The following is a 26,443-nucleotide window of genomic DNA, read 5'->3' on the forward strand; positions in this document are numbered from 1 at the left end:
GAGATAAACCGTGTGTTATCCATAAAAGAACGCGAAAACATAAATCGCTCTATTCTGATATGCTTTATATCAGGAGGGGCGATTTTTTTGCTTTCAGAAAGGAGTTCAGGGTAATGATGGAATATCAAAACAATAATGGAAACTATGACAAAAGGAATCGTAGAAAAGCCAAAAAAAGAAAATTGCTTTTTTACAGGGCTGCATGTGTCACACTTTGTTTGCTCATTGTTTCTGTAATCTTTGGAGTTGTGCATTTTTTAGGGGAGAGTAAAGATCCCGGCCTTTTATCCAAAGAAAACACAAAAACAGACAAGAACTATTCGTGGCTTACCGACGATCAGAATGAGGCAGTACCCTCAGTTCCAGAGCCAGCCATATCCGACCAGGCTAACAAAATTTCGGTAAATATCGCGGCAGCAAACGCCATTGTAATGAATAAAGACACAAATGAGGTATTGTACCAGAAAAAAAGCACAGCCAAAATTGCGCCGGCCAGCACTGCTAAGATGATTATGGCTTTGACAGCACTTGACTATTGTTCCCCGGAGGATGAAATGAAAGTAGGTGCGGAGATTGAAATGATTCAAAGCGATTCGTCAACCGCATGGCTTATGAAGGGTGATACACTGACTGTCAGACAGCTCCTGATTGCCCTTATGCTTCCATCCGGTAATGATGCGGCCTATACCCTTGCAGTCAATACTGGAAAGAAGATTGCAGGAGATAAAAGCCTGACCCATCAGCAAGCGATTGAAGTATTCATGGATAAGGTAAATGAAAAAGCCGTGAACCTTGGCGCCACAAACTCGAAATTTGTAGCTCCGGATGGATATGATGCCGAAGGCCAGTATACTACAGCTTACGACCTTGCTATCATTGCAAAAGCATGTTTGGACAATCCTATCATTTCGGAGATTGTAGCGAGTTATTCATCCTATGAAAAATGGCCAAACGGAAGAGAGGTCACTTACAGCAATTCCAATGAGCTTCTCGATCCGAACAGTCCCTATTACCGTCCGGAGGTTATCGGTTTGAAAACAGGAACCAGCAGCCTTGGCGGCGCATGTATTGTTTCTGCAGCGGTGATTGACGGAGAAACCTATATCTGTGTAGTTATGGGCTCTACAAAGGAAAGCAGGTTTCAGGACAGTGTTGATATTTTAGATAAAATCAAAGCCCAGTAACGAGATAAGGAGGAAATGAATGGAGAAAATAATAGACATAACTGTTTTTGGCTGCGAGCCAGACGAAATGGAGGTTTTTCAAAAGATTTCTTATGAGCTTGGTGTTACGGCCACACTTATAAAAGATTCTATATCAGAAAGCAATGCTGGATTAGCTAATGGATGCCGGTGTGTAAGCGTAAGCCATAAAGCGGAGCTATCAGAACCGATTCTTCTTGCACTAAAAAATGCAGGGGTAAAATATATCAGTACCCGGAGCATTGGCTTTAACCATATTGATATACAGGCGGCTGGGTTACTGGGTATGGTTGTTGGCACAGTAGAATACTCGCCGGGAAGTGTGGCCGATTATACCGTCATGCTGATGCTTATGCTGATGCGCGGCACAAAGTCGATTCTGCGTGAAACCCAGAGGCAGAATTATTGCCTGAATGACCTGCGCGGAAAAGAACTGCGGGATATGACCGTGGGTGTGTTAGGAACTGGGCGAATCGGACAGGCAGTCATGGAGCGCCTGGAGGGATTCGGTTGTAAGGTATTGGCATATGACCGAAATCAAAAAGCGGGAGCGGACTATGTTTCGTTTCATGAGCTGCTGAAAAAAAGTGACATTGTTACACTGCATATCCCGTTGGCGGAGGATACCCGCCATATGATTGGCTATGAAGAGCTTGAAATGATGAAGCAGGAGGCGCTTCTGATCAATACAGGGCGGGGCGCTTTAGTGGATACCGCAGCATTGGTAGAAGCATTAAAAGGACAGAAAATCGGCGGCGCTGCACTGGATGTTTTAGAGGGCGAAGAAGGTATCTTTTATCATGACTGCACCCAAAGAAGGATAGAACATCCTTTCCTGTCGGTCCTGCAGGGAATGCCGAATGTCATTGTTACGCCGCACACAGCCTATCACACGGAACGGGTGTTGGTTGACACGGTCAGAAATACCATTAGAAATTGTTTGAATTTTGAAAGGAGTCTGGGAAATGTTTAAGATTAAAGTTGCAGTTCTGTTTGGGGGCTGTTCAGAGGAACATAATGTTTCGATAAAATCTGCGATGGAGATTGCCGCAAACATAGATACAAAAAAGTATCAGCCTTATTATATTGGAATCACAAAATCCGGCGTTTGGAAAATGTGTGAAAAACCTTGTTTGGAGTGGGAACAATATGCGGGGGATCCGGTTGTTTTTTCGCCGGACAGAAGTACGCATGGTCTGCTGATACAAAAAGACAAAGGGTATGAAATCCAGCCTGTAGACGTGGTATTACCGATGATTCATGGCAAGTTTGGCGAAGATGGCTCCATACAAGGCTTGCTTGAATTGTCAGGCATTCCGTATGTGGGATGCGATATTCAAAGCTCCGTGACCTGCATGGATAAGGCGCTTGCATATACCGTTGTGAAAAATGCGGGTATCGCTGTGCCTGGGTTCCGGATCCTTCAGGAGGGGGATCGCCTGGAAACGGAGGATTTCGTATATCCCGTTTTTGTAAAGCCTGCCCGTTCCGGCTCCTCCTTTGGCGTAAACAAGGTATGCAAGGCAGAAGAGCTTCAGGCAGCAATCGAAGAAGCAAGAAAATATGACAGCAAGATTTTGATTGAAGAGGCCGTTACCGGGAGTGAGGTAGGCTGCGCCATACTGGGAAACGGAAATGATCTCATGGCTGGCGAGGTGGATCAGATTGAGCTGAGACACGGCTTTTTTAAGATTCATCAGGAAGCACAGCCGGAGAAGGGATCTGAAAATGCAGTCATCCGAGTTCCAGCCGCCTTACCGGATGAGGTAAGAGAACGGATTCAGAAAACAGCAATGAAGATTTACCGGATACTTGGCTGCAGAGGATTGGCCCGCATTGACCTGTTTTTGCGGGAGGACGGCTGCATTGTGCTGAATGAAGTGAATACCATGCCGGGTTTTACTTCCTACAGCCGCTATCCCCGCATGATGACAGCAGCCGGTTTTACGCTTACTGAAATACTGGATCGCTTGATTGAACTTTCACTTAGGAGGTAACTGCTATGAAAAAGAACTTTGCCTTTTTAGATGAAATGATTCCCGGAATCCGATGGGATGCTAAATATGCCACATGGGACAATTTCACCGGGAAACCGGTAGACGGATACATGGTAAACCGTGTTATGGGAACGAAGGAGCTGGGAGTTGCTTTGCGTAAGGCTCAGAAGATGGCGGAGAAACTGGGATATGGTTTGCTCTTATGGGACGGCTATCGCCCCCAGTGCGCAGTGGATTGTTTTCTGAATTGGGCTTCCCAACCGGAAGACAATCTGACGAAAAAGCGTTACTATCCAAATATCAAAAGGAATGAGATGGTTGCGAAGGGGTATGTGGCCTCACAATCCAGCCACAGCCGTGGAAGTACGGTTGACCTTACAATTTTTCATTTGAATAGCGGTATGCTTGTTCCTATGGGTGGAGATTTTGACTTTATGGATGAACGGTCACACCATGCCGCAAGCGGTCTGAGCGAAGAAGAATCAAAAAACCGGCAGTGCTTGCGTTATATCATGGAGAGTAGCGGATTTGAAGCCTATCGTTATGAATGGTGGCATTACGTCTTGGCGGACGAGCCATACCCGGATACATATTTTGATTTTTGCATTGCCTAGTGAGAACTTGAAGAAATGAAAAATGTAAGATTATAAGGACAAGCGGCATGAGGTGCTTTCCCTTTTTATAAAGGATCGTAATTTCCTGTATGTTTGTGGGTAAAATTATAGAAAAATGATATACAGGAGGTCTACGATCATGAAACAATTGACAGAAGAAAAAATACAGGCGTTTGAAGAAAGTCTCTATCTGAATGAAAAATCCAAAGCGACTGTAAGCAAATATCTCCGGACCGTGCGTAAACTGGCGGAGTATTTGCAGGGGAAGGAACTTACTAAACCTCGTCTTTTGGAATACCGGGAGATACTGCAAAATCAGGTAAAGGCCCAGACAGTCAACGGAACGCTGTCGTCTATCAACGCTTTTCTGGAGTTCTGCGGGTGGCAGGACTGCAAGATAAAACTCTTAAAGGTACAGAGGAAAGCGTTTCTGGATGAGACGCGGGAACTGTCTGAAGCGGAATACAAACAGCTTTTGGCGGCAGCTCAAGCCAAAGGAAATGAGCGGTTGTACCTGGTCATGCTGACCATTTGCGGTACAGGCATTAGGGTCAGCGAGCTGCAGCATATTACGGTGGAGGCGGCTCAAACCGGACGGGCGGAAATTTGCATGAAAGGAAAAAACCGCACTGTTCTTCTGCAAAAGGAATTGCGTGTCAGGTTGTTGAAATACGCAAAAGAGCTGGGTATAGACGAGGGCCACATTTTTCGCACCAGAAGTGGAAAGCCCTTGGATCGGACAAACATCTGCCATGATATGAAAAAGCTCTGCGCCAGCGCCAAAGTGGATCCCCGTAAGGTTTTTCCTCACAACCTGCGGCATTTGTTCGCCCGCAGCTTTTACGCCATTGAGAAGAACCTGGCACATTTGGCGGACATCCTCGGCCACAGCCGTATTGAAACTACGCGAATCTATGTGGCGGCCAGCGCTACAGCTCACGAGCGGATCTTGAATAAAATGAAGCTCATTTTATAAAAAAACCACAGACTAACTCATCTGTGGTAAATATTATCACGCCTGTATCGTGAAGCACGTTACAAACATTTATATTATAGCGTAAAACCCCCATATTTTCAAGTGATACATAGCAAAAGTAAGGGGAAAATCCCACATAAAACGATATTTGTGCATGACGAGAAAGCCTGCATCTGCTGTTTTATTTGCAGGCTTTCTTGTTGTGGCCAAGTGAGGCGATTTGCGGACAAAGCAAGTCGCCTTTTTCTTTTTCTTCCTAAATCTACCGACTGCGGCCATACCCAATTTACCACAGATGAGTTAGTCTGTGGTATCGAGCCGCATGTTTAAAGAAGGCGAGTCGGAAAATTGTATGGCAAGGAGGTGAGTTATGAATGGAATGAAAATTGGCACGATAGGGCTGCTGGATATTTTGGCGGCCAAAAGCGGATGTATGTATCTGTCTGATCTGGCGAAAACGGGAACAAATATGATCATGCCTCACCACCTGCATGAAATCAATGCGCAGGAATTTAGCCTGCGGGAATGGGAGGATGCGGTTTCCTATTTGACCGGACAGAGTCAATCCTTCACAGCACCAGAACAAGCGAAGCAATATTTAGTTGGGTGCATGCTGAATCAATTTGCAGAAAACCATGAAAAGAGGTAAAGATTATGAAACAAACAAAAAAGAGCAGACTGCTGGCCATTTTGTTGTCGGCCGCTATGTTGCTGAGTATGCTCCCCACTGTGGCCTTTGCAGAAGAAACCGAGAGTATACCAGCGGAGCAATGCACTGTCACCGAAGGCTGCACGCTGGAGGATGGGCATGAAGGAGAGTGCGCCATTGCAGAACCCGAAACGGAACCTATTGCAGAGATGGTAACGGAACCTATTGCAGAGCCGGCAGAAGCAACAGAGGCAGAAAATACAACGGGAACGGAAGAAAACAAATCAGAACCTTCTGAAACAACGGAAGAAACAGCTACAGAAGAAGCTGTTGAAGAACAAGTGGAAACTTTATCAGAAAGTGGAGTCATTACGTCTGACGAGCTGATTAGAGCTATCAATAATGTTGAAAACGATGGAACTGTTACACTTGCGGGCGATATTGCTGGTAATGTGGAAGTCTCATCAAATAAGCAGTTTACATTGGACTTAAATGGAAAAACATTAAACGGCCAGATCAGAATTAGTAATGCAGATGCAAATGTATCTATTCAAAATGGGACAGTTACTTATAACGGATCATCTACAAATGATGCAACAATTGTAATATCAGCGGGAAAAGCAGTACTTTCAGATAATCTGACAGTTAATGCAACTTCCACTAGTGGTCAGTCAATTGCAATTGTTGTTGCATACAATGGTCAGTTAGATGCCAATGGTGTTAATGTAAACTCTAATGATTATGGTATAGGATTGCTAAATTCAGCACAAGCAAACCTCGCAAATATGAATGTATTGACTGGTGGAAACCCAATTTCTACAAGCGCTGCTCAAAGTGACTCAAGCATGAATGTTACGATTGATGGCGGAACATATAAATGTACTAATGCAAATGGTAACTGGTCTTATGTAGGTATTTACTGGGCAAGTCATGGTACATTGAACATTAAGAATGGTACATTTACTTCACTATCACCAGAAGCCGCTTCATTATTTGTAAAAAATGGTACTGTAAACATTGATAATGGTAATTTTACGGGAACAAAGGATGGAATAAAAATCACTTCCGAAGAAGCAAACGCCCAAAAGATTGAAGTAAATATCAATGGCGGACATTTTGCAGGCACCAGAACAGGTTTGTATATTAAAACAACTGCCAATGGCGGCGCTCAAGGAAATTTCAGGGTAACTGTGAAAGATGGTGATTTTGATGGTACGAAATATGGCTTCTACACAGATATAAAGGGATTTGACCCAAACGTATCTTTTGAGGGTGGTTTTTTTAATAAAGGAACTGACGGATTTGTGACTTCATTGAGGAGTTTTATAACGGGTGGAACATATGAATTTAATCCCGAAGCCGTTGGATATACCGTAAATAATTGCATGGTCATTGGAGATAGTACCATTGGATATACGGTTATTCTTATAAAATAGGAGTGAAACATGGTGAGAAGATTTAGAAAAACAATGTGTTTTATAGTGGCTTTATGTTTTATACTTGGTTTATCTTTCGCCAATGTTGCATTTGCCGCTGAAATAAGTTTAGCAGACTTGCAAGCAGAATGGACAAATGCCAAAAATTATTATCCCGGGAAAAGCATGACGCTAAACGGAACGACTTATTTTTGCAATTTTGGTGTTGATCCGTCGGGGGAAAGGAAGAATGGTTCATGGTCGACAACTCCTGATGTTGAGCATAGTTTTCTGGGTGCAGAGGCAAATTACTATAATACACAGAACGACACAGTAAAGAACAATATGCAGGCTTGTGCCTACGTCAAAATTAAAAGCCAAAGATTTTCTGAATTTTGGGATTGGATAACATTTGCAACTTTAGATGAGGCGTTTAAGTATGCTGAAGATGGCGATACAATCATACTCAACGGTGATTATAACGATGTATCATTGAATGGCCATGTTGGAAATGAGTTATGCAAGAATGGTACAGTAACAGTTACTTATAAAGTATCCTCTAACTTTACAGTACCAAAGGATAAGAATATCACTCTTGATCTTAACGGGCATACTATCACTGCTTCAACGATGAATGGAAGAACGGCTGTATTTCCCCAAATGGACATTCAAGATATAATTGCAAATAAAGAACCGGGACCAGCAGCCATGTCGGGAGATGTCACCGAGCGTATTGGCATCACTGTAGAAGCAGGAGCAAGTCTAAATATTATTGATACTGTTGGTGGCGGCAAAATTGTCAGTGCGGCAAGAGCAGAAAACAGCAATAAAAACGAAAGTGAACAAGAATATCATGCGATTGTCAACAAAGGAAAATTAACGATTGCTGCTAATGTTACTCTTGAAAATCCATCAGAAGATACAACCAATGGTACTTCATTTGATGTATATCAAGCAAAAGGTGCTATAACAAATATACCAATTTCATTGCAGGAAACTACAAGTACAAACGCTAAAGCTATCAGTACGGGAAGTGATGTCGTCTTTTTAGTTGATGATACAACATATACTGCATATGAAGATACACAGAAAAAATTAGAAGATTTTGTTGCACAACTTCTTCAAGATAAAAACTACACAGATAAAAATATAGATACATTATATAAACTTCTTGAAGAAAAGAAAACAGGACTTGCTAATACATTATTAAATGAAGGAAATATTGAAGACCTTTTACGAGAAGCATTGGAAAAAGCTGAACAAGAAATTGCTGCCGAAGCCGATAAGCTCCCTGTAAAAGGACATGACTACAAAGAGGAATGGTCTTCTGATGAAACAAATCATTGGCATGATTGCAATGACTGTGATGAAAGAACAGATATAGCAGAACATATATTTAAGTGGATTGTTGACAAAGAAGCAACCGTTGCCCAAAAGGGAAGCAAGCATGAGGAATGCACCGTTTGCCATTACAAGAAAGCGGCTGTAGAGATCCCCGCACTCGAAGGACATGACTACAAAGAGGAATGGTCCTCTGATGAAACAAATCATTGGCATGATTGCAATGACTGTGATGAAAGAACAGATATAGCAGAACATATATTTAAGTGGATTGTTGACAAAGAAGCAACCGTTGCCCAAAAGGGAAGCAAGCATGAGGAATGCACCGTTTGCCATTACAAGAAAGCGGCTGTAGAGATCTCCGCACTCGGCGGAAACACGGACAATCCCAGCAAGCCGAACGGAGGCAGTTCGCAGACGGGCAGTCCCAGCAAGCCGAACGGAGGCAGTTCGCAGACGGGCAATCCCAGCAAGCCGAGCGGTGGCAGTCCACAGACGGGAGATAACAGCAATGTAACTCTCTGGATTTCAGTGATGGTGGTTTCCCTGATCTGCCTGGTTGGGGTGCTTCTGGTGATGAAAAAGAAAATCTATCGAAGAAAATGGGAGAAATAATTTAATGTTCAGCGGTGCGTGGGGATGACCCCGTACCGCTTTTCTAATAAAACGCATGGTATTCCATAAATAGGGAGGCACTGTTTGCTAATGCGGAAACTTGACACTCAATGTCTTATTTCTGTAAAATTGACAGAGGAGGTGCCTTGAATGAAAAGCAACAGGATGTTCGGTATATTATGTATTTTATTGGAGCGGGAAAAAATAACGGCACAGGAGCTGGCGGAGTATTTTGAGGTCTCTGTGCGCACGATCCATAGGGATTTGTTGGATTTGTCCAGCGCAGGGTTCCCAGTGACTACACAGCAGGGCATTGGCGGCGGTATATCTTTGCTTCCAAACTTTAAATACAGCAAATCAGTCCTGAATAAAGAGGACATAGATCTAATTGTGTCCGGCATACAAGGGTTTGCAAGTATTGATGAAAGTTCAAAAATAAAGACACTGCTTGCGAAGCTGCGTCTTGGGCAGGAAGATAAGCTGCTGCTGGAGAACGATATCATCATTGATTTCACATCCTGGAACCATAAGAATACGACCATTGAAAAAATCAAAATCATCCGTTCTGCGATTGCCTCCCGGCGCCTGCTGGAAATAGAGTATTACAGTAGCAATGGTTACTCCAAAAGAACCGTGGAACCCTACAAGCTCATTTTTAAGGAAGAATACTGGTATCTTTTCGCCTACTGCACACAAAGACAGGATTTCCGTGTTTTTAAGCTCAACAGAATATCGAAGCTAGCGCTTTGTGAGCAGACATATACGGAACGGACTGATTATGAGATCCCAGTATTGCAGAGCGCCTTTTCAAATGGCGTGGGGCAATTGGTTACAGTCAGAATGGATAAATCCTATGAGTTTCTGGCGATTGATTTCTTTGGCCAGAGCAATATCCGGGAAGAAAATAATTCTCTCTACATTTCCTTCTATACGGAATACCCGGAGTGGATCGTAAGCACTTTTGCAAGCTTAGGAGATAAAGCGGAAATTATAGAGCCAAAGACGCTGCGGGATGATATCAAGGCATTTTTAGAGCAGGCCAGAAAACAATATGATAAATGAGAACCAGCGATTCTCACTTTTACGATAGGAAATCCTTTGCACAGATTGGCTCATAAAAATCCTCTTGACAAGTAAACGATCGTTTACTATAATATCAAAGAGATGAGGTGAACGATTGTTTACATTGTGGGAGGTGCATAGAATGACTGATACAAAGGAAAAAATATTGGCCGTTGCATTGCAATTATTTGCAAAAGACGGATATGAGGCAGTTTCCGTCAGTAAAATAGCAGAAAAATTGGGAATTACGAAAGGGGCACTGTATAAGCACTATGAAAACAAGAAGGATATTTTCAACAGTATTGTCGCGCGTATGTCACAATCGGATCATGAAATAGCACGAAAATATGGTGTGCCAGAAAATGTGTTTGATTGTGCACCGGAACAATATGAGAAAATCGGATTGGAAAATCTAAAAAATTTTGCCGTTTCACAATACCGGTTTTGGACTTCAGATGAATTTGCCGCTGATTATCGTAAGATGCTCACATTAGAGCAGTATCGTAATCCAGAATTAAACAAGTTGTATCAGGATAGCCTTGTGCGTGGGCCTGTTCTTTATTTACAAGATATTTTTCGTGAGATGATTAGATGTGGTGTGTTAAAGGAGAATGACCCATACCAACTTGCAATAGAATTTTTCTCCCCGATTTTTTTACTTATCAATATATCGGATGAAAATGAATCTTATGGGGATATTGAAAAACGGCTAATAAAGCATATTGATTTCTTTATAGAATCTCACACAAAGGAAAGGGAAAACAAAAATGAAATACATTCGTAGTCAAACATATAACATTCCTGAATTACAGGCTAAAATTATGGGGCCAAATCCGATCAAACTGGAGGAGGAACTTTTACTTCATTGCAAAATCCCCCAAAACTCCATAGTATGTGATCTTGGCAGCGGTCAGGGGCTGACTTCCCTCTTTCTTGTAAAAGAGTATGGGTTTACTGTGTATGCCACGGATTTGTGGAGCGATCCGGAAGATAATCGAAAATTCTTTCGCAAAATGGGGCTGTCCGATGAGCAGATTATTCCGATTAAGGCAGATGCCACGGCACTTCCTTTTGAAGAGGAATTTTTCGATGCAATCATTAGCACGGATTCCTATAATTATTTTGGACGCGATCCTAAATTCCTTGACGATAAATTGCTTCCATATCTTAAACATGGTGGCTATATTTATATTGCCATTCCCGGAATGAAAAAAGATTGTCATAATAATCTGCCACCAGAGCTACTTCTCTCATGGACGCCGGATCAGCTTGATTATATGCACGATATAATGTATTGGGAAAATATTATCCGCCACTGCAAAGGGGCCAGGGTAATTTCTATTCATGAGATGGAAAGCAATGAGGAAGTATGGAACGACTGGCTAAAACAAGAAAACGAGTATGCAATCAGTGACCGTAAAGCTATGGAGGCTGGAGGAGGTAAATATTTGAATTTTATTTCTATTGTTCTTCAAAGATTATAGCAATAAAATCAAGCGACGGCCGAGTTTGATTATGAAGAAGCCGGATGCTGCCTTGATACTTCACCGGGAAGAGTCATGTGCTTTTTTATGATCCGGGACAGCATTTTAAGTATATAAGGCCGGTGCGAAAAGGGTAGGGGCATAAAATCCGGGTAAGGCGTCATTGCACAAAAAAGATATGAAATATGACAGACTGTTGTCATATTTATGGTTTATCATAGATTGCTGAAGGATGGAGGGTTGTAAAAGAAACGGAGGTGATACCATTGGGAAATTAGCTGTATTGGAAATATCTGAGCCGGGAGATAAAATCGGAGAGAAGCTGCTTATGCTGTTGGATGCAAGACAGCGGCAGGAGCTAGTAAACTATCTTCTTGGCAAAGAAAACCAGAATGGCGGTTTAGCTGATAACCTGTGTATCCGCTCCAAAGCTTATGAACTGTTGACAGAGAATGAAGGTATCTTCACAGAGATTCATATAGATGATTTATACTTTTGCCTGGAGCAGCGGCTGGTACGTGTGGATGGACAAGTGGTAGATCTGACGGCGAAAGAATTTGATATTCTTGCCCTGCTGATCACGCATCCCCAGCGGGTGTTCACATACGAGCTGATCATGGAGCTGGTCTGGGATGAGGATGCTGCCTGTTACTCACGCAAAGCGGTAAGCAACCATGTGAGCAATCTGCGGAAGAAATTGAAGAGAACACCGGACAGCCTGAAATATATCAAAAATATTGTCGGTGTAGGTTATAAATTTGAAATACCATAACAAAGATCACAAGGATTTTACTTCCCTTGTGGTCTTGTTTTGTTTATGCTCCTTTTCCAGAGAACAGATCCCATTTGTTATTGTTCTCATAAGAATTTTGCCATTTGCCATTACTCTATTGACAATTGTGCTTGAAGTTGCTATAATGTACTTGTTCAATAAGTACATTATATGACGGATGGAGGGATCCTGTGGAAATTATAATAAGCAGTAATACGAGTAAACCCATTTATGAGCAGATTACCTCACAGATAAAAGCTATGATTATGAGCGGCGAACTGCAGACGGGCGATCCGATCCCCTCTATGCGGGCATTGGCAAAGTCGATCCATGTAAGCGTTATTACCGTTCAAAAGGCATATGAAGATCTACAAAGGGATGGGTTTATCGAAACGACAGTCGGGCGTGGAAGTTTTGTAGCGGCACAGAATAAAGACTTTTATCAGGAGGAACAGCAGCGGTTAGCGGAAGAGCATTTACAGGAGGCCGCTGATATTGGCAGAACCAGTGGAATTTCGCTGGGAAAATTAGTTGAGCTTTTGACTATGTTTTATCAAGAGGAGGAGTGACTATGGATACAATCTTACAGGTGGAAAATTTAACGAAACAGTATGAAGGCTTTCAGCTGGACCACGTTTCGTTTGACCTTCCGAAAGGAACGATTATGGGACTGATTGGCGAGAATGGAGCCGGAAAGAGTACAACGATCAATGCGATTCTTGATCTGATTAAGAAAGATGACGGTACGGTTACTTTTTGGGGGCAGGAATTAGCCTCATCAAAACAACTGAAAGAGGACATAGGCGTTGTGTTCGACGGAATCAATTTCTATGAAACATTGACGCCTGCGAAAGTGGGTAAGATCTCCGGAGCAGCCTATAAGCAATGGGATGAATACCTGTATCAGGATTATTTGAAACGCTTCGGGCTTCCTTTGGATAAAGAAATCAAAACACTTTCTAAAGGCATGAAAATGAAATTGTGTATCGCTGTGGCGCTTTCCCATAAACCGAAGCTGCTGATTTTGGACGAAGCCACCAGTGGTCTTGACCCGGTTATGCGGGATGATATCCTTGATGTCTTTTTGGATTTCGTGCAGGATGAAAACCATTCAATCCTGATGTCCTCCCATATCACCACGGATTTGGAAAAGGTTGCCGACTATATTACCTTTATTCATCAGGGAAAGGTCCTGTTTTGCAAGACAAAGGATGAACTGCGCTACAAATATGGAATCATCCGCTGCGGTGCAGCCGTTTTTGATCAGATTGATACATCGGAGATCCTCGCTTACCGCAAAGACGATTACCAGTGGAATGTGCTGGTGGCTGATAAAGAAAAGGCCAGGAAAAAATATAAAGCTGCTGTCATTGATGATGCTACGATTGACGATATTCTGCTGCTGTATGTGAAAGGAGAGCGGGCAAAATGAAAAGCCTTATATTGAAAGATTTATATAATATCGGACACAATACAAAATCTATGCTGTTTATACTTGCGGTGTTTGCTGTGGCTTTTATTCCTACCTCTGGTGTGGGAGCATATATTTTCATCTGCGGCATCTTATGCAGTATGATGATCGTAACCACTTTTTCTTTTGACGATAACTCCAAATGGGCGCGATATGCTATGATAATGCCCATTTCAAAAAGAGATTTAGTGATTGGAAAGTTTATTGTCTTAGCAATCTTTTGTGCGATTGGCAGTGTATTCGGCTTGGTTGTAGGCTTGGTCGGCGGAGGCATAGCAGGCAAAATTACATTCAGCCCTGCCGCTATTGTGGAACTGCTGTTTTTAACCTTAGCGGCAACGGTAATTTCCCTCATTTTTGGAAGTATGTCAATCCCGCTGGTGTTTAAATTTGGAGCTGAAAAAGGGCGCGTTTTGCTTCTGGTATCGTTCCTCATTCCAGCAGCAATTTGTTTTGGGGCATATAAACTGCTTGCAATACTGGGCGTGGAGCTGACGGATCAGACGGTGTTTATCCTTTTATGCTGTTCCCCGCTTATCGCGTTGGTTTGGGGTTATGGAATGTATCAGATCAGTTATCGGATTTTTTTGAAACAAGAATTGTAAGATAGGAGAGATTGCTATGAAAAAATATGAGTATGTTAATATCGAATATTCGGCAAAAGGCGTGGTGTTTTCTTATGTTGAAAAGCATAGGGAAATCATAGACAGTTACGCGGAGAAAGGCTTTCGATATATCGGTTTTGTCCCTACGGAAGTAGGGGCAAACGGCTGCATCAGAAAGATCGACTTGATTTTTGAAAAGTAGAAAACGCGGTGACTTTGATTTTGTCAAAGTCACCGCAAAGACGTATTTGATACTATTTATGGTTCTCATCAATCAGAGCCATGAAAGAAGTTCGCAAGTGAACGGAATATATTGTCCGTTGCTTCTGCAAGACTATCAAAAAAGTTGTCTTTTGCCTCCACTAAATTCTCAATAAAAGTGTCTGTGTCATCTGCTAAATCTCTGCATGTATTGGAACAACCCATCATTAGCATAAGGCATACCAAACACAGGAAAAGTGATAAATATTTTTTCATTTGATTTATCTCCGTTTGGAAGGGCCTCTGAACTACTGGTTATAATGCTGCTGAACCTCAGCAGGCAATTCCTCGTATTTCACTTCCGCCCAGGTCACTACACCCCGTATAAAATTGACTTTCAGACATAGGAACGCATCATCGGTCAAAATACGGCTTGTTTCAAACACAACGTCCTTTTCGTTTCCGTTCTCATCGTAGGCCGTCAGCGTGTATTTATAATTCATATCTCCATGTGGCGCGATCTCCTGTACCCATCTGTTATCAATTTGCGTATAGTAATCGTCATTTTGGGTCGCAAGAAAAGCTACTCCCATGCAGACGACAACTAATATTGCTGCAATAATGCCTACTACAACTTTTTTTGATTTCATTTGAAAATCCTCCTATGAAATTTCTTTTTCTTTGCTGCCCATTTTCACAAAGAGCAGAATTGAGGAAAAGATAATACCCAATACAATCATCGCTCTTTTCATAACTGGCTACCTCGCACTATGATTTCTTTTTTGAACCGTTTTCCCAGAATTTTTCTTCCTTTTCTTTGCGGTGGTTACTTCACGATTTTTCGCTGTGAAAACGATAATGAATGTCACGGCCAGTATAAACAGGATAGATGCTACGCTCAACAAGATGTTTCCTGTTGGATCACTGCTTCCATCCTGATAACCAATTACGGTAAGGCCTGCTGTAATAGGATATAGATCACGCAGGCCGTGGCCGGAGGCCATCATTCCCACAAAACCATAAAAGAAAGCAAAGCCAACACCGGCCATAAAGCTGCCGCTTCTTTGAGCAGTAAAGGCAATAACAGGCATGACCGCAATATAGGAAATCATATTGATACCGATCATCTGAAAAAGCACCTGTATCATACCGCCGATAGAAAATCCGGGAAATCCGCTGGCAAAGAAAACAATGAGTGTGAACAGGAATTCGATAACGGAAAGCGCTGCCGCCATACATCCAACAGCAATCAGTTTCCCAATCAGCATTTTCCGAAAGGAAACAGGGATTGTGAGAATATTTTTCAGCGTGTCGTCTGTACGCTCCCGGTCAATGATATATCCGGCAATCAATGCGATTGTTGCAGGATATATCAGAACTAAATTGTTCCAAATTACGCTGGAAGAAAAGTTCATGAGCGTATGGGTCGCCCCGTCAGAGGCTGTTGCCATAAACCGGGCAAGCAGCACGACAGTAAACATCGTTGCTACGCCGATCCAGATTACGGAGTACCGCTTCATTTTGCTAAATTCTGTTTTTATAATACTTACCATTTTTTCTCACCTCAACTTTCGCGTTTGCTATAAATTCTGACAATCGCCAGATAAGACAGCACCCCAATAATAACGACGGTTAATGCAACAAGCCACAGAGGTAAAAAATACGGCTCCATTACAGAATAAGCCGGGGTTCCGGGATCAACAAACCGCACCGCCTGCCAACGGTAAATAATAGGTGCTGGCATGATGTTTGTGATCATCTTCATCATTGGGTCTGTTGTGGCAAATAGTCCTCCATACGCAAGCATAAAGTCGAACATTGTATAAAAAAAGGTTAGAATAACCGAAAAGATATAGGAGCGGTTAAATCCGACAATCGCAATGACAACCGGCAAAATACTTGTTGTGTAAAGCAATGCTGTGATAATTGCAATCCCAAAGTTTTCCCCAATATTTGTCAACTCGCTTCCGGCAATCAGGCCGCCAACCATTGACGAAACCATGGTGGCAAAGGCAAAGATCAGTCCCAAAATATAAAGTACAGCGATTTTTGCGGTAGCAATCTTAGCTGGGGAGCTAGGGATAATGCGTAGGTTTTTCAAAGTATCGTTATCCCGTTCCATGAAAAATAGCATGGCCGCAATGATACCTAAAACAGCCGGAAGCATGATGGGCATACCCATAGTAACCAGCAAGCCAAAAACTGCTTCAAAGCCGGTAAAGTTACCCATGCTTCCAGCCAGTACAAGAGCCGTAAACGGAATTGGGAACAGAAGTGCGGCGAAAATCACAAATGATACAAAGTGTTTCCGCTTTAACTTCCGCATTTCGCATTGGATCAGTTTAAGCAATCCCCTCACCCCCTGTAATTCTCTTGAAGTAATCCTCCAAAGTATCCTCGCAGAGATGGGCTTCCCAAACGTCAATGCCAGCTTCAATAAATGTGCGGTTAATTCTCGCTACAGGCAGGGCTGTATCATAAAGATACAGATTCTTGTCATCCATAAGCTGGATGTTTTTGCTCTGAAATGTTGCGGCAATAATCTGTGCAGCCTTTTGTGCATCCGATACGCAAAAATGGATGTACTTCGCGTTTTTACTTTCCAGCGCTTTTAGGCTTTCTTCCTCCAGCAAATTACCGTGGTCGATAATTCCAACATCATCAGCCAACAGGGAAATTTCCGAAAGGATGTGGCTGGAAATTAAGATCGTTTTCCCTGTGGCGTCGCACAATTCCCGGATAAAATCGCGCACCTCTGCAATACCGATGGGGTCAAGGCCGTTGATCGGTTCATCCAAAATCAACAGTTCGGGATTGTGCATAACGGCCAATGCAATAGCTAAACGCTGCTTCATACCGAGAGAATATTGCGAAAATAATTTCTTGTCCCGGTAAGGCAGGTTGACAACTTCCAAAGCATTTTTGATGTATTGCGGGCTTTTCAATCCCCGCAGGTCGGCAAAAATTTTCAGGTTTTCTGTTCCTGTCAAATTGGGATAAAAACCCGGTGACTCGATCAGACAGCCAATTCGGGGCAGGATTTCCTTTTCATTGCCATGAATTGGCTTACCGAAAATCTCCACTTCACCGGACGTGGGAGCTGTCAGTCCCAGCAGCATCCGCATGGTCGTTGTCTTGCCTGCACCATTGCGTCCCAGAAGTCCATAGATACGACCTTTTTTTACATGAATATTCAGATGGGAAACGCTGTTCTGATTTCCGTATTTTTTCGTCAGATCATGCGTTTCAATAATGTAATCACTCATATAGCTTGCGCCTCCTTTTTGTTTTCGTTATCAGCATAGCACATCAACTTTGAGATAACTTTGAGCCAACTTTGAATTTACTTTGAGATTTCAAGGCCAGAATAGTCAATCTGTCCATCTTGCGGTATAATATAAACAGAAAAAAGGTGGTGACTTATGAACGATAGAATGATTCTTGTGGTAGACGATGAAACTGAGCTGTTGGAAATGGTGAGATCCATTTTTATGAGAGCCGGCTTTACGCAAGTGTTGACGGTATCCTCTGGTGAAGCTGCTCTGAAAGTATGTAAAGAGAAGCAGCCGGATATGGTGATCCTTGATGTTATGATGCCAGGCATGGATGGATTTGCCACACTAAAAGAATTGCGAAAGATAAGCAAAATCCCGGTTCTCATGCTGACAGCTCGCGGTGAAGCGGAGGACAAATTTGCGGGTTTTGAAAATGGAGCGGACGATTACCTGTTGAAACCATTTCTGCCGAAGGAATTATTATTCCGGGTGCAGGCCATATTGAAGAGGGCCTATCCTGGGAAGGATCGCAAAGTGTTCTTTGATACAGCAACCGTTGATTTGGAAAAAGCAATGGTTCAACGAAATGGGGAAAGCATCTCACTGACGGCCAAAGAGTTCCAACTTTTTGAAAAGCTGTATGAAAACGCAGGCCGAATCGTTACTACCGGCGCACTGTGCCAGGCGATTTGCGGCGACTTCTGGCAGGGATATGAGAGTACGTTAGCAACCCATATCCGGCATTTGAGGGAAAAGATTGAAGAAAATCCCTCAAAGCCGATTGCCCTTGTGACGATTAAGGGGATCGGGTACCGCCTGAATATTAAGGGGGCGCAGACGTGAACACATCAGAACGATTTTTTCGCCGTTATATATTTTCCACAGTTAGGATTATAGTTCTTTTTCTGGCTGTCAATGCACTGTTAGTAGCTTCCTATTTTGTAATAGCTTATTTAGGTAATGTGGCAACATCCAAATTTCCAATCGAGGATTTTTCAAATCATATCATGGCAACAGATGGGGAATTCAGTGCAGATACACAAGCGAAAGAAATGCTGAATAATTTTGAAGCGTGGGCTATGATCTTAGATGATGATGGCACTGTCGTTTGGGAAGAAAATCTGCCGGAAGAATTACCACGCCATTATTCCTCAATGGATATTGCCATGTTTAGTCGCTGGTATCTTGATGATTATCCGACCAATATTGCAAAACGACAGGATGGGCTTTTGGTGATCGGCTTGCCTCCAGAAAGCGTTGTGAATTACTATTTTTCTTTCAAGGCGCAATATATTTGGCCTATGCTATTCGGATTAACGGCGGTATTCTGTATCAATATTTTTTTGATGATATATTTGTTTATCCGCAATGCCCGCCGGGTAGAAAAAGCTATGGCGCCGATTTTGAGAGGCATTCGGCATCTATCAGTTGGAAAGCCTGTCCATCTGGAAGAAACCGGCGAGTTAGCAGAAATCAATGCTGGTTTGAATAAGGCCGGTGACTATTTGCTGAAAAAGGATAATACCCGTGCAGACTGGATCAGGGGAATTTCCCATGATATACGCACACCGCTTTCTGTGATTTTGGGATATGCAAGCGAAATAGAAGACACTTCTTCTTTGCCGGAAGCTGTCCGAAACCAGGCTGGGATAATCCGGAGACACAGTGAACGGCTAAAAGATTTAGTGGCTGATTTGAATTTGTCAACTAAATTAGAATATTCCATGCAGCCTATGCAAAAACAAAGCCTTGACCCGATAGAGTTAGCACGTCAGGTTGTCAGTGAAGTATTGAATGATGGCCTATCAGAACTTTACGAGTTGGAATTATCAGAAGATAATCCCGGTAAAAACATCTCGATTTTCGGGGACCAGGTTTTGCTTAATCGGATGCTGAATAATTTGATAAGAAATTGTATTGTCCATAATCCCGATGGGTGTAAAATACAGATTTCTGTTGGCAGTAATGATGCAAGCTGTACTTTTTCCGTGATGGACAATGGTTATGGAGTGAGTGAACTGCAATTAAACGCCTTGAACAGTGACGAGGATATTTCCAGTACACAAAAACAGACAGATGAAGCGGAACATGGTTTGGGTCTTAAAATTGTGCGGCAGATTGTGAAAGCACATCATGGGGATGTTTTCTTTTCTGGTGCGATCCCACATGGATTGATCGTCAGTATTCACCTGCCTATGAAACTATAAAATCTTTACTGTTTACTCTTCTAAAAATTCACAAAAAATAGGACAATAGAAGGATACATCGGGAAAGAAAGCAGAATCCGCCCTGATACAATTTACACAACAAAAGCAGATGGAAGAAGTCCACTGCTTAGTCAGGTGAATTGAAGGGGAGGAGGTGCAGTATCCTTATAGAGGGAATAAAAATTCTCCTTACACTGTTGTCCGTGGTTGAACATAAGTCTTACAACTGAATATTGTTTGGCGGCCTGTTCAAAAGCGTAAACAACAAATGCACCGATGCCTGATATTATATCGGGTATCGGTGCTTTCTTTATTGCTGTTCAGGATAAAAAGCAAGCCATTTTGCTCCATAGGTATCCAAATAAAACCGATTCCCATACTCATTTTGGACAAAATGCTTTTTGACCTGATACCAGCCCCGCAATTCATTCCGCAAATCTGAGTCTGGAGAGATTGGCTCCAGCCATATCCGGGTGAACTGCTGGATCTCAGATAGGATTAGCGGTTTTCCGGATGGCAGGCTTGGTTCGGAAAATAACTGGGGCAGCGTAAACAGCCTTTTGGCGTCAGCAAACGGAACGGTCTGTCCATTTGGGAGCAATAGAGTATGATTGCCGGCATCAACCAGCATCCATCCGTACTCCGCAGACCAGACTGGTTTTCCATGAAAGATTGGAAGGGTTTCCGGAGCAATTGGTACAGATTGGACCGAGATCCCCTGCTCTGACCGTCCGAGGAGAAAATCCGTTGTTACACCATAGAGATCAGACATTTTCTCAAGTCCGTCAATGGAAGGAGACTTACGTTCTCCTTCCCATGCGCTTAGGGTTGGCTGAGAGATGCCGAGTTTTTCGGCAGCCTCTGTCATCTTTAATTTGTTGATCAGCCGTGCCTGTTTGAATTGTCTTGGCATCTGTTCACCACCTTTATTCGTTTATTTGCCAATAACCATTTTTATCCGAGCCGATTCTTTCAATAATACCTTTTTCCTTTAAGCTTTTGATTCTCCCAAATACAGCTTTTCTTCCGATATTCAATCTATCAGCAAGATTTTGATAGGTGTAAGCAGGATCCTCAGAAAGAAGAGCAAGAATCTCTTTTTCTTTGTCACTTAAATTTACAGTTCCGTTTACAGTTCCGTTTACAGTTCCATTTGCAGTTTCCCCTGGTCCATATACAATCCGATCTTCTGGTGCAATAAATTTGATCATAACCGAATTTCCGGTAATATCGTATTCCGGCAATGGTACACCATCTTCACGGCAGGCATCACAGATCTTTTCTATGCCGCGCCCCCAGCTTTCAATAAAACCGGCAAGATAATATACATGGGCAATATTAGGGTTAAAGGGCTCAGACGAGTGCTTTTCCATGAGCTTCTCTGCAGACCAGTTTTCAGGCAGTCGGCCGCAGTTTGCAATATATAATCTGTCATTATATACACTTACCTGAATCGGTATGCCACGGGCATAGTCCTTATGGCACAGGGCATTCAAGAGAGCCTCGCGCAGTGCCGCATCTGGGACGAAATAACGCTCGATCCGCTGCATTCCTTCGTATGTGATCTTTGCTTTCATATACTTCAGATGGATAGTTTCGATAATCCGATCAATCTGGTCAAGCAGTGAACCATGTATTTCATCCTGATACCGAAGTTCAGAATCACTTTCAAAATAACCGATTTTTGTAAAAGCACCAAGCTGCCACTCTTCTGGATCGTTTGCAAAAAGGAGCATGGCAGCATTTGTTAAGTAGTCATTATTCATTAAGTGCAGCTTTTTCATCAGCGTCTCTTTTTGCTCATCTAAAGCGCTCTCATCAATACGTCCCTTTTTGGCCGCCCACTTTATAAAACGCTTAACAACACCATTATCAATATCAGAGATTGTGAAGGACGGCAAAGGAAGGTTGTCCCAGGTTGCGCCCTGTTTACGGAGCAAAAAGCTCTCCAGTTCCAATCCGGTTAATTTCTGATTCGTACTGCCACTGCGGTAATAATAAACGCCTTTGTATGAGATAGCAATAGGATAGGGCTGTACAGAAATTTCAATATACTCGGTTTCGCCATCTGTATGAAGGTTGACAGGCACAATAATACCCATAGCATCACGGATTTTATTCGGAAGATCCTCAAGCAGCTTATGGGAATTAGACAGGCCTACGGTTTCGCCATTATCGTTTTTGCCGATGTAAAGCGTGCCGCCCTGTGCATTCGCAAAACCACAGATCCATGCCAGATAGTCATCTTTCCAAATTTCTTTCCATTCTATAATCTGCATCTCAGGCATTGCTTTGTTCCTCGCATTTCTTTATATATTTACCGCTTTTAATGCGTGCATCGGCTGGCTTTTCTGCATCTTCAGGAATAAGCCATGTGTTACCGGTCTTCTGAGTTCCGGGGATACGACCCTCGCTGCAGAGGATACCTACACGGCGAGAAGAAAGTCCCCACTTTTTGCCGGCTTCCGTTGTTGAAATAAATTTCATAATTTATCGCCCCCTTAACTTTATATATTATATTCGGTTTGCGGAATAATATCAAGGGTTTTGCTAAAAATGTCAGAATGATTTCCGGCTACACGTTTTCCTTTTCTTATTTCTTACCTCATTTTTATACATAAATCATATATTTATAGCTATTGACTTTCCGCTTGTAACAAGTTATAATATGACTATAAAATCAATTTAGTCATATAGGAGGCATAAGGTATGTATGAAGAAGTTGGAATTTCTTCAAATAATGTTCCGATAACACTTTCTATTTGGTATACAGAAAGAAGGAGTCCTACCATTGTTTTTTTGCCAGGTACTATGTCACACCCTCTCATGTATGAGAATTTTCTATGTGGATTGAGTGAAAGAGGATTTAATATAATAGGCGTTCATTATCTTTCACACGGAAAAAGCCCTAAAATCAAGAAAAATTATACAATGGAAGATATGTTGCATAATGTATATGACGCAACGACTTACGGAATAGAAAATTTCGGTGAAAACATAGCTGTTATGGGTTCCAGTCAAGGCGGGATTTTAGCTGCAATGGCGGCAGGTAAAGATACAAGATTAAAAGCCGTTTTTCCACATAATATCATGCTGACTACGCTAAAAGAAACTATGAGCCTAACAAAATATCCTGCATGGACACACCGTTTTATGGGGCTGATACAATGGGGCTTTCGCGTGGGCGGAAAGTTGTTACCTAACTATAAAGTACCGGGAGATGCTTATTTAGACTATGACAGAGTATTTTATAGTGAACAGGCAAAACAAGATTGCTTAAACGACCCTATGCTTTTACCTTATTATCCTTTAAGATTTGTCGCCAGTTTATTCAATGCTGACTTATCGTGCCTGGAGAATGGGTCTATACAATGTCCTGTTATTTTAATTACTGCCAAAGGCGATCCGCTTTTTAGCTTTGATTATACCAGCAAAGTATTTGATTTAATTCATGCGCCGCAAAAGGAATTACTTACTTTAGAGCTTAATCGCCACATGATTTTTAATGAGGATACAGACACGACGATAAACGCATTGGAACCTACATTGCATAAATATCTCGGATAGTATATTGATCATATGAGCAGTAAATGTTATACTTTTCGTGACGATACTAACAATTTAGTCATAAGGAGGTTATGAGAATTGCCACGGTTTACAGAACAAGAGAAAGAGATCATCAGCGGTAAACTTTTGATAGAGGGAGAAAAGCTGTTTGCATTACACGGTTTGAAAAAAGTAACGGTTGATGATTTAGTGGCCGCCGTAAACATATCAAAGGGGTCTTTCTATGCTTTTTATCCCAGTAAAGAACATCTATATGTGGAAATCAATTTTCGCTTACAAAAAGAGCTATTTGAAAGTATAGAAACAACAATTAAAAAGAAAAAATATAAGAACCATAGAGATTTAGCAAAGGACGCTATTAAGCTAAGTTTAACGGGTTTGATTACTTCACCTATTCTTTCGCAGATTGACTTATCTATAATGGACTATCTGCAAAGAAAATTATCACCGGATATTTTTGAAAGCCATATGCACAATGATATTCGTATACTGGAGATACTGGAAGATCTAGGGGTTGTATTTTTGGTTCCGCATACGGTTATTATAAAATCCCTGTATTCTGTTTTGTCCTGTTTGGAACAATTCAAAGAGGATGAAGAACTGAATATGATACAAAACCTTTTAGTGAATGGGATTATTCAGCAAGTAGTAGCAGAGTAACAATTTTGTTTGGTTATTTGACAGGCAGGTAGCCAAACAAATTTTTTACATTTTATATGACTATATATCTATAAGCGTCATAAGATTAAAGGAGGAAAAATAATGATTGATGTAAAAAAACTGTATTTCAGCTATACTGAAAAGCCCTTTGTTGAAGATGTGAGTTTCCATGTTGGACGTGGAGAAATTTTCGGCTTTTTAGGACCCTCTGGAGCTGGGAAGTCAACCATACAAAAAGTATTGACTGGGCTTAATACAAAATATAAAGGCAGCGTAAAAGTTGCAGGTATTGAAATAAGGGAACGTACAAATCGGTTTTATGAGAATATTGGAGTGGACTTTGAATTTTCTACCTGTTATGAGAAATTTACGGCACGACAAAACCTTGCCTATTTCGCTTCGCTGTATGAAAAGCAGCCCCGGTCTATTGATGAATTATTGCATATGGTAGGCTTGGAAAATGACGGAGACAAAAAGGTTGCCGACTTTTCCAAAGGTATGCGTTCTCGCTTGAATTTTATCAAAGCGTTAATCCATGACCCCGATATATTATTTCTTGATGAACCAACAAGCGGCCTTGACCCTACAAATAATCGCTTGATGAAAGATATTATCCTTGCAGAGAAGAAGCGCGGAAAAACTATCATAATCACCACTCACAATATGTATGACGCAACGGAGCTATGCGATCAGGTAGCTTTTATTGTTGCGGGAAAAGTCAGCGCGTTAGACAGCCCACATAATTTAATCATGTCAAGGGGTGCTGCAAAAATACAATATACCTATTATGACAACGGCGAAAAAACCGGGGAATGTCTGCTTGATAGAACCACAGAGGATAAGATGTTAAAAAATTTAATTTCTGAAAATCGTCTGCTTTCTATCCATAGTAGTGAACCTACGTTAAATGACATTTTCGTTGATATTACGGGGAGGACACTTCAATGAGATTAGGACGCTTAATTCGTGGAGATATACATTTCCAATGGAAATATGGTTTTTATTTTATTTACTTTATATTAACAGTTTTATATGTGTGTGGGATTGCCGCTTTGACGGGACATTGGAAAACGGATATTGCTTCTATCATGATATACTCTGACCCGGCAGCAATGGGATTGTTTTTTATGGGAGCGATTGTCCTCTTGGAAAAAAGTCAAAAGGTGTTAAATGCTATGGTAGTATCGCCTGTAAAAGTATCGGAGTACATACTTTCAAAAACAGTTGCGTTGATTGCTATTTCTACGATCATTGCGTTGATATTGGGGTTTGTTTCCGGCAGCAATCATTTGCTTGGTATCACAGTTGGTACGGCATTGACATCAGCAATCTTTACTATGATTGGAATTATTGCGGCTACAAAAATTTCAAACTTGAACCAATTTCTCATTGTGATTATGCCGATAGAAATTGTTTGTTTTGTACCACCTATTGTTGGTCTGTTTGTGAAGTTACCATATCTGTTCCGCTTTTTTCCATTCACAGCTTGCATGAACCTTATAACTGGAAAAAGTGTTTTATTATCGCCTGATACGGTACTTGTAATTGCTACGTTGATGATTCTCTACATGGTTGCTCGACATACAGTAGAGCATATGTGGAAAAGTTTGGGAGGTGTAAAGCTATGAAAAAGATATTATCCAGCACCATACAGATATTTAAGCAAATCAAAAGTGACCCTATGATGTTTGCGGCTTGCTTCTCCCCTTTTATTATGGGAACTTTAATTAAGTTTGGTATTCCATTTCTTGAAAGAATAACGAAGTTTTCTTTGCAAGCATATTATCCGATTTTTGATTTATTGCTTTCTATCATGGCGCCTGTATTGCTTTGCTTTGCATTTGCAATGATTACATTAGAGGAAATCGACGATAAAGTGTCACGGTACTTTTCGATTACCCCTCTTGGTAAGTCGGGGTATCTCTTTACAAGGTTGGGAGTACCCTCAATTATTTCGGCGGTCATTGCTTTTATTGTACTGTTGTTTTTTTCATTAGAAAAGTTGTCCGTTGGAATGACAGTATGCTTGGCGCTTCTCGGCTCAGTACAGGCAATTATTGTTTCGCTTATGATTATCACATTATCAGGCAATAAATTAGAGGGTATGGCAGTTACAAAACTAGCTGCACTTACATTGCTCGGAATACCTGCCCCTTTCTTTATTGATAGTTACTACCAGTTCGCGGTTGGCTTTCTTCCATCATTTTGGGTAGCGAAAGCCATGCAGAGTGAAGCGTTTCTTTATTTCTCTATAGGATTTGTGGTAGCTTTAGTCTGGTACTACTTCCTTACAAAACGCCTGTTTCGGAAGCTGGCAGGATAAGGAGGCA

31 protein-coding genes are annotated in these 26,443 nt (G+C 41.8%); 23 read left to right on the forward strand and 8 right to left on the reverse strand.

The genetic code is table 11. The annotated features are described in order from the left end of the window. Positions 1–113 precede the first annotated feature (113 nt). The 16 genes from vanY-D (at position 114) to NQ502_RS10195 (ending at position 14,405) form a co-directional block, all read left to right on the forward strand. Positions 114–1,184, forward strand: coding sequence for a transpeptidase-like D-Ala-D-Ala carboxypeptidase VanY-D (gene vanY-D, locus NQ502_RS10120; RefSeq protein ID WP_049898469.1), 1,071 nt, complete (start codon positions 114–116; stop codon positions 1,182–1,184). 19 nt (positions 1,185–1,203) lie between these two features. Beyond that, entirely contained in the window at positions 1,204–2,175 is a 972-nt protein-coding gene (vanH-D, locus tag NQ502_RS10125) for a D-lactate dehydrogenase VanH-D (protein ID WP_028530134.1), read from the forward strand. Next, entirely contained in the window at positions 2,168–3,199 is a 1,032-nt protein-coding gene (gene vanD / locus NQ502_RS10130; protein ID WP_028530135.1) for a D-alanine--(R)-lactate ligase VanD, read from the forward strand. The genes vanH-D and vanD overlap by 8 nt, the downstream gene beginning before the upstream one ends. A gap of 5 nt (positions 3,200–3,204) precedes the next feature. Next, on the forward strand, positions 3,205–3,813 hold the full coding sequence (locus NQ502_RS10135) for a D-Ala-D-Ala dipeptidase VanX-D (protein WP_028530136.1): 609 nt from the start codon (positions 3,205–3,207) through the stop codon (positions 3,811–3,813). A 139-nt stretch (positions 3,814–3,952) separates the two neighbouring features. Then, on the forward strand, positions 3,953–4,789 hold the full coding sequence (locus NQ502_RS10140; RefSeq protein ID WP_028530137.1) for a tyrosine-type recombinase/integrase: 837 nt from the start codon (positions 3,953–3,955) through the stop codon (positions 4,787–4,789). A 370-nt stretch (positions 4,790–5,159) separates the two neighbouring features. Further along, complete coding sequence (locus NQ502_RS10145; protein ID WP_044983672.1) at positions 5,160–5,438, forward strand: hypothetical protein; 279 nt, start codon at positions 5,160–5,162, stop codon at positions 5,436–5,438. A 5-nt stretch (positions 5,439–5,443) separates the two neighbouring features. After that, positions 5,444–6,874, forward strand: a complete 1,431-nt coding sequence (locus NQ502_RS10150; protein WP_028530324.1) for an autotransporter outer membrane beta-barrel domain-containing protein — start codon at positions 5,444–5,446, stop codon at positions 6,872–6,874. Between the two features lie 9 nt (positions 6,875–6,883). Next, on the forward strand, positions 6,884–8,809 hold the full coding sequence (locus NQ502_RS10155; protein ID WP_260046260.1) for a hypothetical protein: 1,926 nt from the start codon (positions 6,884–6,886) through the stop codon (positions 8,807–8,809). 150 nt (positions 8,810–8,959) lie between these two features. Next, the gene (locus NQ502_RS10160; RefSeq protein WP_028529307.1) at positions 8,960–9,871 is read left to right on the forward strand and encodes a helix-turn-helix transcriptional regulator; all 912 of its coding nucleotides are present in this window, start codon (positions 8,960–8,962) and stop codon (positions 9,869–9,871) included. A gap of 142 nt (positions 9,872–10,013) precedes the next feature. After that, positions 10,014–10,655: a TetR/AcrR family transcriptional regulator gene (locus NQ502_RS10165; protein WP_023042866.1), complete on the forward strand. Its 642-nt coding sequence runs from the start codon at positions 10,014–10,016 to the stop codon at positions 10,653–10,655. Further along, the gene (locus NQ502_RS10170; RefSeq protein WP_028529308.1) at positions 10,639–11,355 is read left to right on the forward strand and encodes an SAM-dependent methyltransferase; all 717 of its coding nucleotides are present in this window, start codon (positions 10,639–10,641) and stop codon (positions 11,353–11,355) included. The genes NQ502_RS10165 and NQ502_RS10170 overlap by 17 nt, the downstream gene beginning before the upstream one ends. A 232-nt stretch (positions 11,356–11,587) precedes the next feature. Continuing rightward, positions 11,588–12,127 (forward strand): winged helix-turn-helix domain-containing protein, encoded by a 540-nt coding sequence (locus NQ502_RS10175; protein ID WP_327240936.1) that lies wholly within the window; start codon positions 11,588–11,590, stop codon positions 12,125–12,127. A gap of 191 nt (positions 12,128–12,318) precedes the next feature. Further along, positions 12,319–12,696: a GntR family transcriptional regulator gene (locus NQ502_RS10180; protein WP_016295763.1), complete on the forward strand. Its 378-nt coding sequence runs from the start codon at positions 12,319–12,321 to the stop codon at positions 12,694–12,696. A 2-nt stretch (positions 12,697–12,698) separates the two neighbouring features. Then, positions 12,699–13,559 carry an ABC transporter ATP-binding protein gene (locus NQ502_RS10185; RefSeq protein ID WP_028529310.1) on the forward strand — a complete coding sequence of 287 codons (861 nt, stop codon included), beginning with the start codon at positions 12,699–12,701 and terminating at the stop codon, positions 13,557–13,559. Beyond that, positions 13,556–14,203, forward strand: a complete 648-nt coding sequence (locus NQ502_RS10190) for an ABC-2 transporter permease (protein ID WP_028529311.1) — start codon at positions 13,556–13,558, stop codon at positions 14,201–14,203. The genes NQ502_RS10185 and NQ502_RS10190 overlap by 4 nt, the downstream gene beginning before the upstream one ends. A 16-nt stretch (positions 14,204–14,219) precedes the next feature. Further along, positions 14,220–14,405, forward strand: coding sequence for a DUF4177 domain-containing protein (locus tag NQ502_RS10195; protein ID WP_028529312.1), 186 nt, complete (start codon positions 14,220–14,222; stop codon positions 14,403–14,405). A gap of 68 nt (positions 14,406–14,473) precedes the next feature. Here the strand turns inward: NQ502_RS10195 and NQ502_RS10200 are convergent, their stop codons facing one another. The 5 genes from NQ502_RS10200 to NQ502_RS10220 form a co-directional block, all read right to left on the reverse strand. Further along, positions 14,474–14,680, reverse strand: coding sequence for a hypothetical protein (locus tag NQ502_RS10200; RefSeq protein WP_028529313.1), 207 nt, complete (start codon positions 14,678–14,680; stop codon positions 14,474–14,476). Positions 14,681–14,712: 32 nt separating this feature from the next. Then, positions 14,713–15,054, reverse strand: a complete 342-nt coding sequence (locus NQ502_RS10205) for a YxeA family protein (protein WP_028529314.1) — start codon at positions 15,052–15,054, stop codon at positions 14,713–14,715. Between the two features lie 108 nt (positions 15,055–15,162). After that, a complete protein-coding gene (locus NQ502_RS10210; RefSeq protein ID WP_028529315.1) occupies positions 15,163–15,957 on the reverse strand; it encodes an ABC transporter permease in 795 nt (264 codons plus the stop codon). Between the two features lie 11 nt (positions 15,958–15,968). After that, positions 15,969–16,754: an ABC transporter permease gene (locus NQ502_RS10215; RefSeq protein ID WP_028529316.1), complete on the reverse strand. Its 786-nt coding sequence runs from the start codon at positions 16,752–16,754 to the stop codon at positions 15,969–15,971. Further along, on the reverse strand, positions 16,747–17,670 hold the full coding sequence (locus NQ502_RS10220) for an ABC transporter ATP-binding protein (RefSeq protein ID WP_023042594.1): 924 nt from the start codon (positions 17,668–17,670) through the stop codon (positions 16,747–16,749). The genes NQ502_RS10215 and NQ502_RS10220 overlap by 8 nt, the downstream gene beginning before the upstream one ends. A 156-nt stretch (positions 17,671–17,826) precedes the next feature. Here NQ502_RS10220 and NQ502_RS10225 point away from each other — a divergent pair, with 156 nt between their 5' ends. Further along, on the forward strand, positions 17,827–18,522 hold the full coding sequence (locus NQ502_RS10225) for a response regulator transcription factor (RefSeq protein WP_023042593.1): 696 nt from the start codon (positions 17,827–17,829) through the stop codon (positions 18,520–18,522). Beyond that, positions 18,519–19,886, forward strand: coding sequence for a sensor histidine kinase (locus NQ502_RS10230; RefSeq protein WP_028529317.1), 1,368 nt, complete (start codon positions 18,519–18,521; stop codon positions 19,884–19,886). The genes NQ502_RS10225 and NQ502_RS10230 overlap by 4 nt, the downstream gene beginning before the upstream one ends. A 310-nt stretch (positions 19,887–20,196) precedes the next feature. Here NQ502_RS10230 and NQ502_RS10235 read toward each other — a convergent pair whose 3' ends face one another. The 3 genes from NQ502_RS10235 to NQ502_RS10245 are packed head-to-tail and all read right to left on the reverse strand — an operon-like array spanning position 20,197 to position 22,373. After that, complete coding sequence (locus tag NQ502_RS10235; protein ID WP_049898256.1) at positions 20,197–20,799, reverse strand: helix-turn-helix domain-containing protein; 603 nt, start codon at positions 20,797–20,799, stop codon at positions 20,197–20,199. 13 nt (positions 20,800–20,812) lie between these two features. After that, complete coding sequence (locus NQ502_RS10240; protein ID WP_028529318.1) at positions 20,813–22,174, reverse strand: ATP-binding protein; 1,362 nt, start codon at positions 22,172–22,174, stop codon at positions 20,813–20,815. Next, a complete protein-coding gene (locus NQ502_RS10245; protein WP_016295769.1) occupies positions 22,167–22,373 on the reverse strand; it encodes a MerR family transcriptional regulator in 207 nt (68 codons plus the stop codon). Before NQ502_RS10245 ends, NQ502_RS10240 begins: the two co-directional genes overlap by 8 nt. A gap of 222 nt (positions 22,374–22,595) precedes the next feature. Here NQ502_RS10245 and NQ502_RS10250 point away from each other — a divergent pair, with 222 nt between their 5' ends. The 5 genes from NQ502_RS10250 (at position 22,596) to NQ502_RS10270 (ending at position 26,436) form a co-directional block, all read left to right on the forward strand. Further along, positions 22,596–23,453 carry an alpha/beta fold hydrolase gene (locus NQ502_RS10250; protein WP_023042310.1) on the forward strand — a complete coding sequence of 286 codons (858 nt, stop codon included), beginning with the start codon at positions 22,596–22,598 and terminating at the stop codon, positions 23,451–23,453. Positions 23,454–23,531: 78 nt separating this feature from the next. Continuing rightward, positions 23,532–24,113 (forward strand): TetR/AcrR family transcriptional regulator, encoded by a 582-nt coding sequence (locus NQ502_RS10255; protein WP_016295771.1) that lies wholly within the window; start codon positions 23,532–23,534, stop codon positions 24,111–24,113. Between the two features lie 102 nt (positions 24,114–24,215). Then, on the forward strand, positions 24,216–25,061 hold the full coding sequence (locus tag NQ502_RS10260) for an ABC transporter ATP-binding protein (RefSeq protein ID WP_016295772.1): 846 nt from the start codon (positions 24,216–24,218) through the stop codon (positions 25,059–25,061). Then, the gene (locus tag NQ502_RS10265) at positions 25,058–25,741 is read left to right on the forward strand and encodes an ABC transporter permease (RefSeq protein ID WP_023042311.1); all 684 of its coding nucleotides are present in this window, start codon (positions 25,058–25,060) and stop codon (positions 25,739–25,741) included. The genes NQ502_RS10260 and NQ502_RS10265 overlap by 4 nt, the downstream gene beginning before the upstream one ends. Next, on the forward strand, positions 25,738–26,436 hold the full coding sequence (locus tag NQ502_RS10270) for a hypothetical protein (protein WP_023042312.1): 699 nt from the start codon (positions 25,738–25,740) through the stop codon (positions 26,434–26,436). The genes NQ502_RS10265 and NQ502_RS10270 overlap by 4 nt, the downstream gene beginning before the upstream one ends. Positions 26,437–26,443: the final 7 nt, after the last annotated feature.

This window comes from Ruminococcus gauvreauii (genome assembly GCF_025151995.1).
Lineage (GTDB): Bacteria > Bacillota > Clostridia > Lachnospirales > Lachnospiraceae > Ruminococcus_G > Ruminococcus_G gauvreauii.

Bases quoted from the DNA above. Each gene is read 5' to 3' on its own strand.
- NQ502_RS10240 (WP_028529318.1), bottom strand. From the start codon at position 22,174: ATGCCTGAGATGCAGATTATAGAATGGAAAGAAATTTGGAAAGATGAC.
- NQ502_RS10160 (WP_028529307.1), top strand. From the start codon at position 8,960: ATGAAAAGCAACAGGATGTTCGGTATATTATGTATTTTATTGGAGCGG.
- NQ502_RS10150 (WP_028530324.1), top strand. From the start codon at position 5,444: ATGAAACAAACAAAAAAGAGCAGACTGCTGGCCATTTTGTTGTCGGCC.
- NQ502_RS10165 (WP_023042866.1), top strand. From the start codon at position 10,014: ATGACTGATACAAAGGAAAAAATATTGGCCGTTGCATTGCAATTATTT.
- NQ502_RS10220 (WP_023042594.1), bottom strand. From the start codon at position 17,670: ATGAGTGATTACATTATTGAAACGCATGATCTGACGAAAAAATACGGA.
- NQ502_RS10195 (WP_028529312.1), top strand. From the start codon at position 14,220: ATGAAAAAATATGAGTATGTTAATATCGAATATTCGGCAAAAGGCGTG.
- vanH-D (WP_028530134.1), top strand. From the start codon at position 1,204: ATGGAGAAAATAATAGACATAACTGTTTTTGGCTGCGAGCCAGACGAA.
- NQ502_RS10135 (WP_028530136.1), top strand. From the start codon at position 3,205: ATGAAAAAGAACTTTGCCTTTTTAGATGAAATGATTCCCGGAATCCGA.
- NQ502_RS10270 (WP_023042312.1), top strand. From the start codon at position 25,738: ATGAAAAAGATATTATCCAGCACCATACAGATATTTAAGCAAATCAAA.
- NQ502_RS10175 (WP_327240936.1), top strand. From the start codon at position 11,588: ATGGAGGGTTGTAAAAGAAACGGAGGTGATACCATTGGGAAATTAGCT.
- NQ502_RS10145 (WP_044983672.1), top strand. From the start codon at position 5,160: ATGAATGGAATGAAAATTGGCACGATAGGGCTGCTGGATATTTTGGCG.
- NQ502_RS10265 (WP_023042311.1), top strand. From the start codon at position 25,058: ATGAGATTAGGACGCTTAATTCGTGGAGATATACATTTCCAATGGAAA.
- NQ502_RS10185 (WP_028529310.1), top strand. From the start codon at position 12,699: ATGGATACAATCTTACAGGTGGAAAATTTAACGAAACAGTATGAAGGC.
- NQ502_RS10155 (WP_260046260.1), top strand. From the start codon at position 6,884: ATGGTGAGAAGATTTAGAAAAACAATGTGTTTTATAGTGGCTTTATGT.
- NQ502_RS10260 (WP_016295772.1), top strand. From the start codon at position 24,216: ATGATTGATGTAAAAAAACTGTATTTCAGCTATACTGAAAAGCCCTTT.
- vanY-D (WP_049898469.1), top strand. From the start codon at position 114: ATGATGGAATATCAAAACAATAATGGAAACTATGACAAAAGGAATCGT.
- NQ502_RS10200 (WP_028529313.1), bottom strand. From the start codon at position 14,680: ATGAAAAAATATTTATCACTTTTCCTGTGTTTGGTATGCCTTATGCTA.
- NQ502_RS10245 (WP_016295769.1), bottom strand. From the start codon at position 22,373: ATGAAATTTATTTCAACAACGGAAGCCGGCAAAAAGTGGGGACTTTCT.
- NQ502_RS10170 (WP_028529308.1), top strand. From the start codon at position 10,639: ATGAAATACATTCGTAGTCAAACATATAACATTCCTGAATTACAGGCT.
- NQ502_RS10140 (WP_028530137.1), top strand. From the start codon at position 3,953: ATGAAACAATTGACAGAAGAAAAAATACAGGCGTTTGAAGAAAGTCTC.
- NQ502_RS10250 (WP_023042310.1), top strand. From the start codon at position 22,596: ATGTATGAAGAAGTTGGAATTTCTTCAAATAATGTTCCGATAACACTT.
- NQ502_RS10235 (WP_049898256.1), bottom strand. From the start codon at position 20,799: ATGCCAAGACAATTCAAACAGGCACGGCTGATCAACAAATTAAAGATG.
- NQ502_RS10225 (WP_023042593.1), top strand. From the start codon at position 17,827: ATGAACGATAGAATGATTCTTGTGGTAGACGATGAAACTGAGCTGTTG.
- NQ502_RS10205 (WP_028529314.1), bottom strand. From the start codon at position 15,054: ATGAAATCAAAAAAAGTTGTAGTAGGCATTATTGCAGCAATATTAGTT.
- NQ502_RS10210 (WP_028529315.1), bottom strand. From the start codon at position 15,957: ATGGTAAGTATTATAAAAACAGAATTTAGCAAAATGAAGCGGTACTCC.
- vanD (WP_028530135.1), top strand. From the start codon at position 2,168: ATGTTTAAGATTAAAGTTGCAGTTCTGTTTGGGGGCTGTTCAGAGGAA.
- NQ502_RS10190 (WP_028529311.1), top strand. From the start codon at position 13,556: ATGAAAAGCCTTATATTGAAAGATTTATATAATATCGGACACAATACA.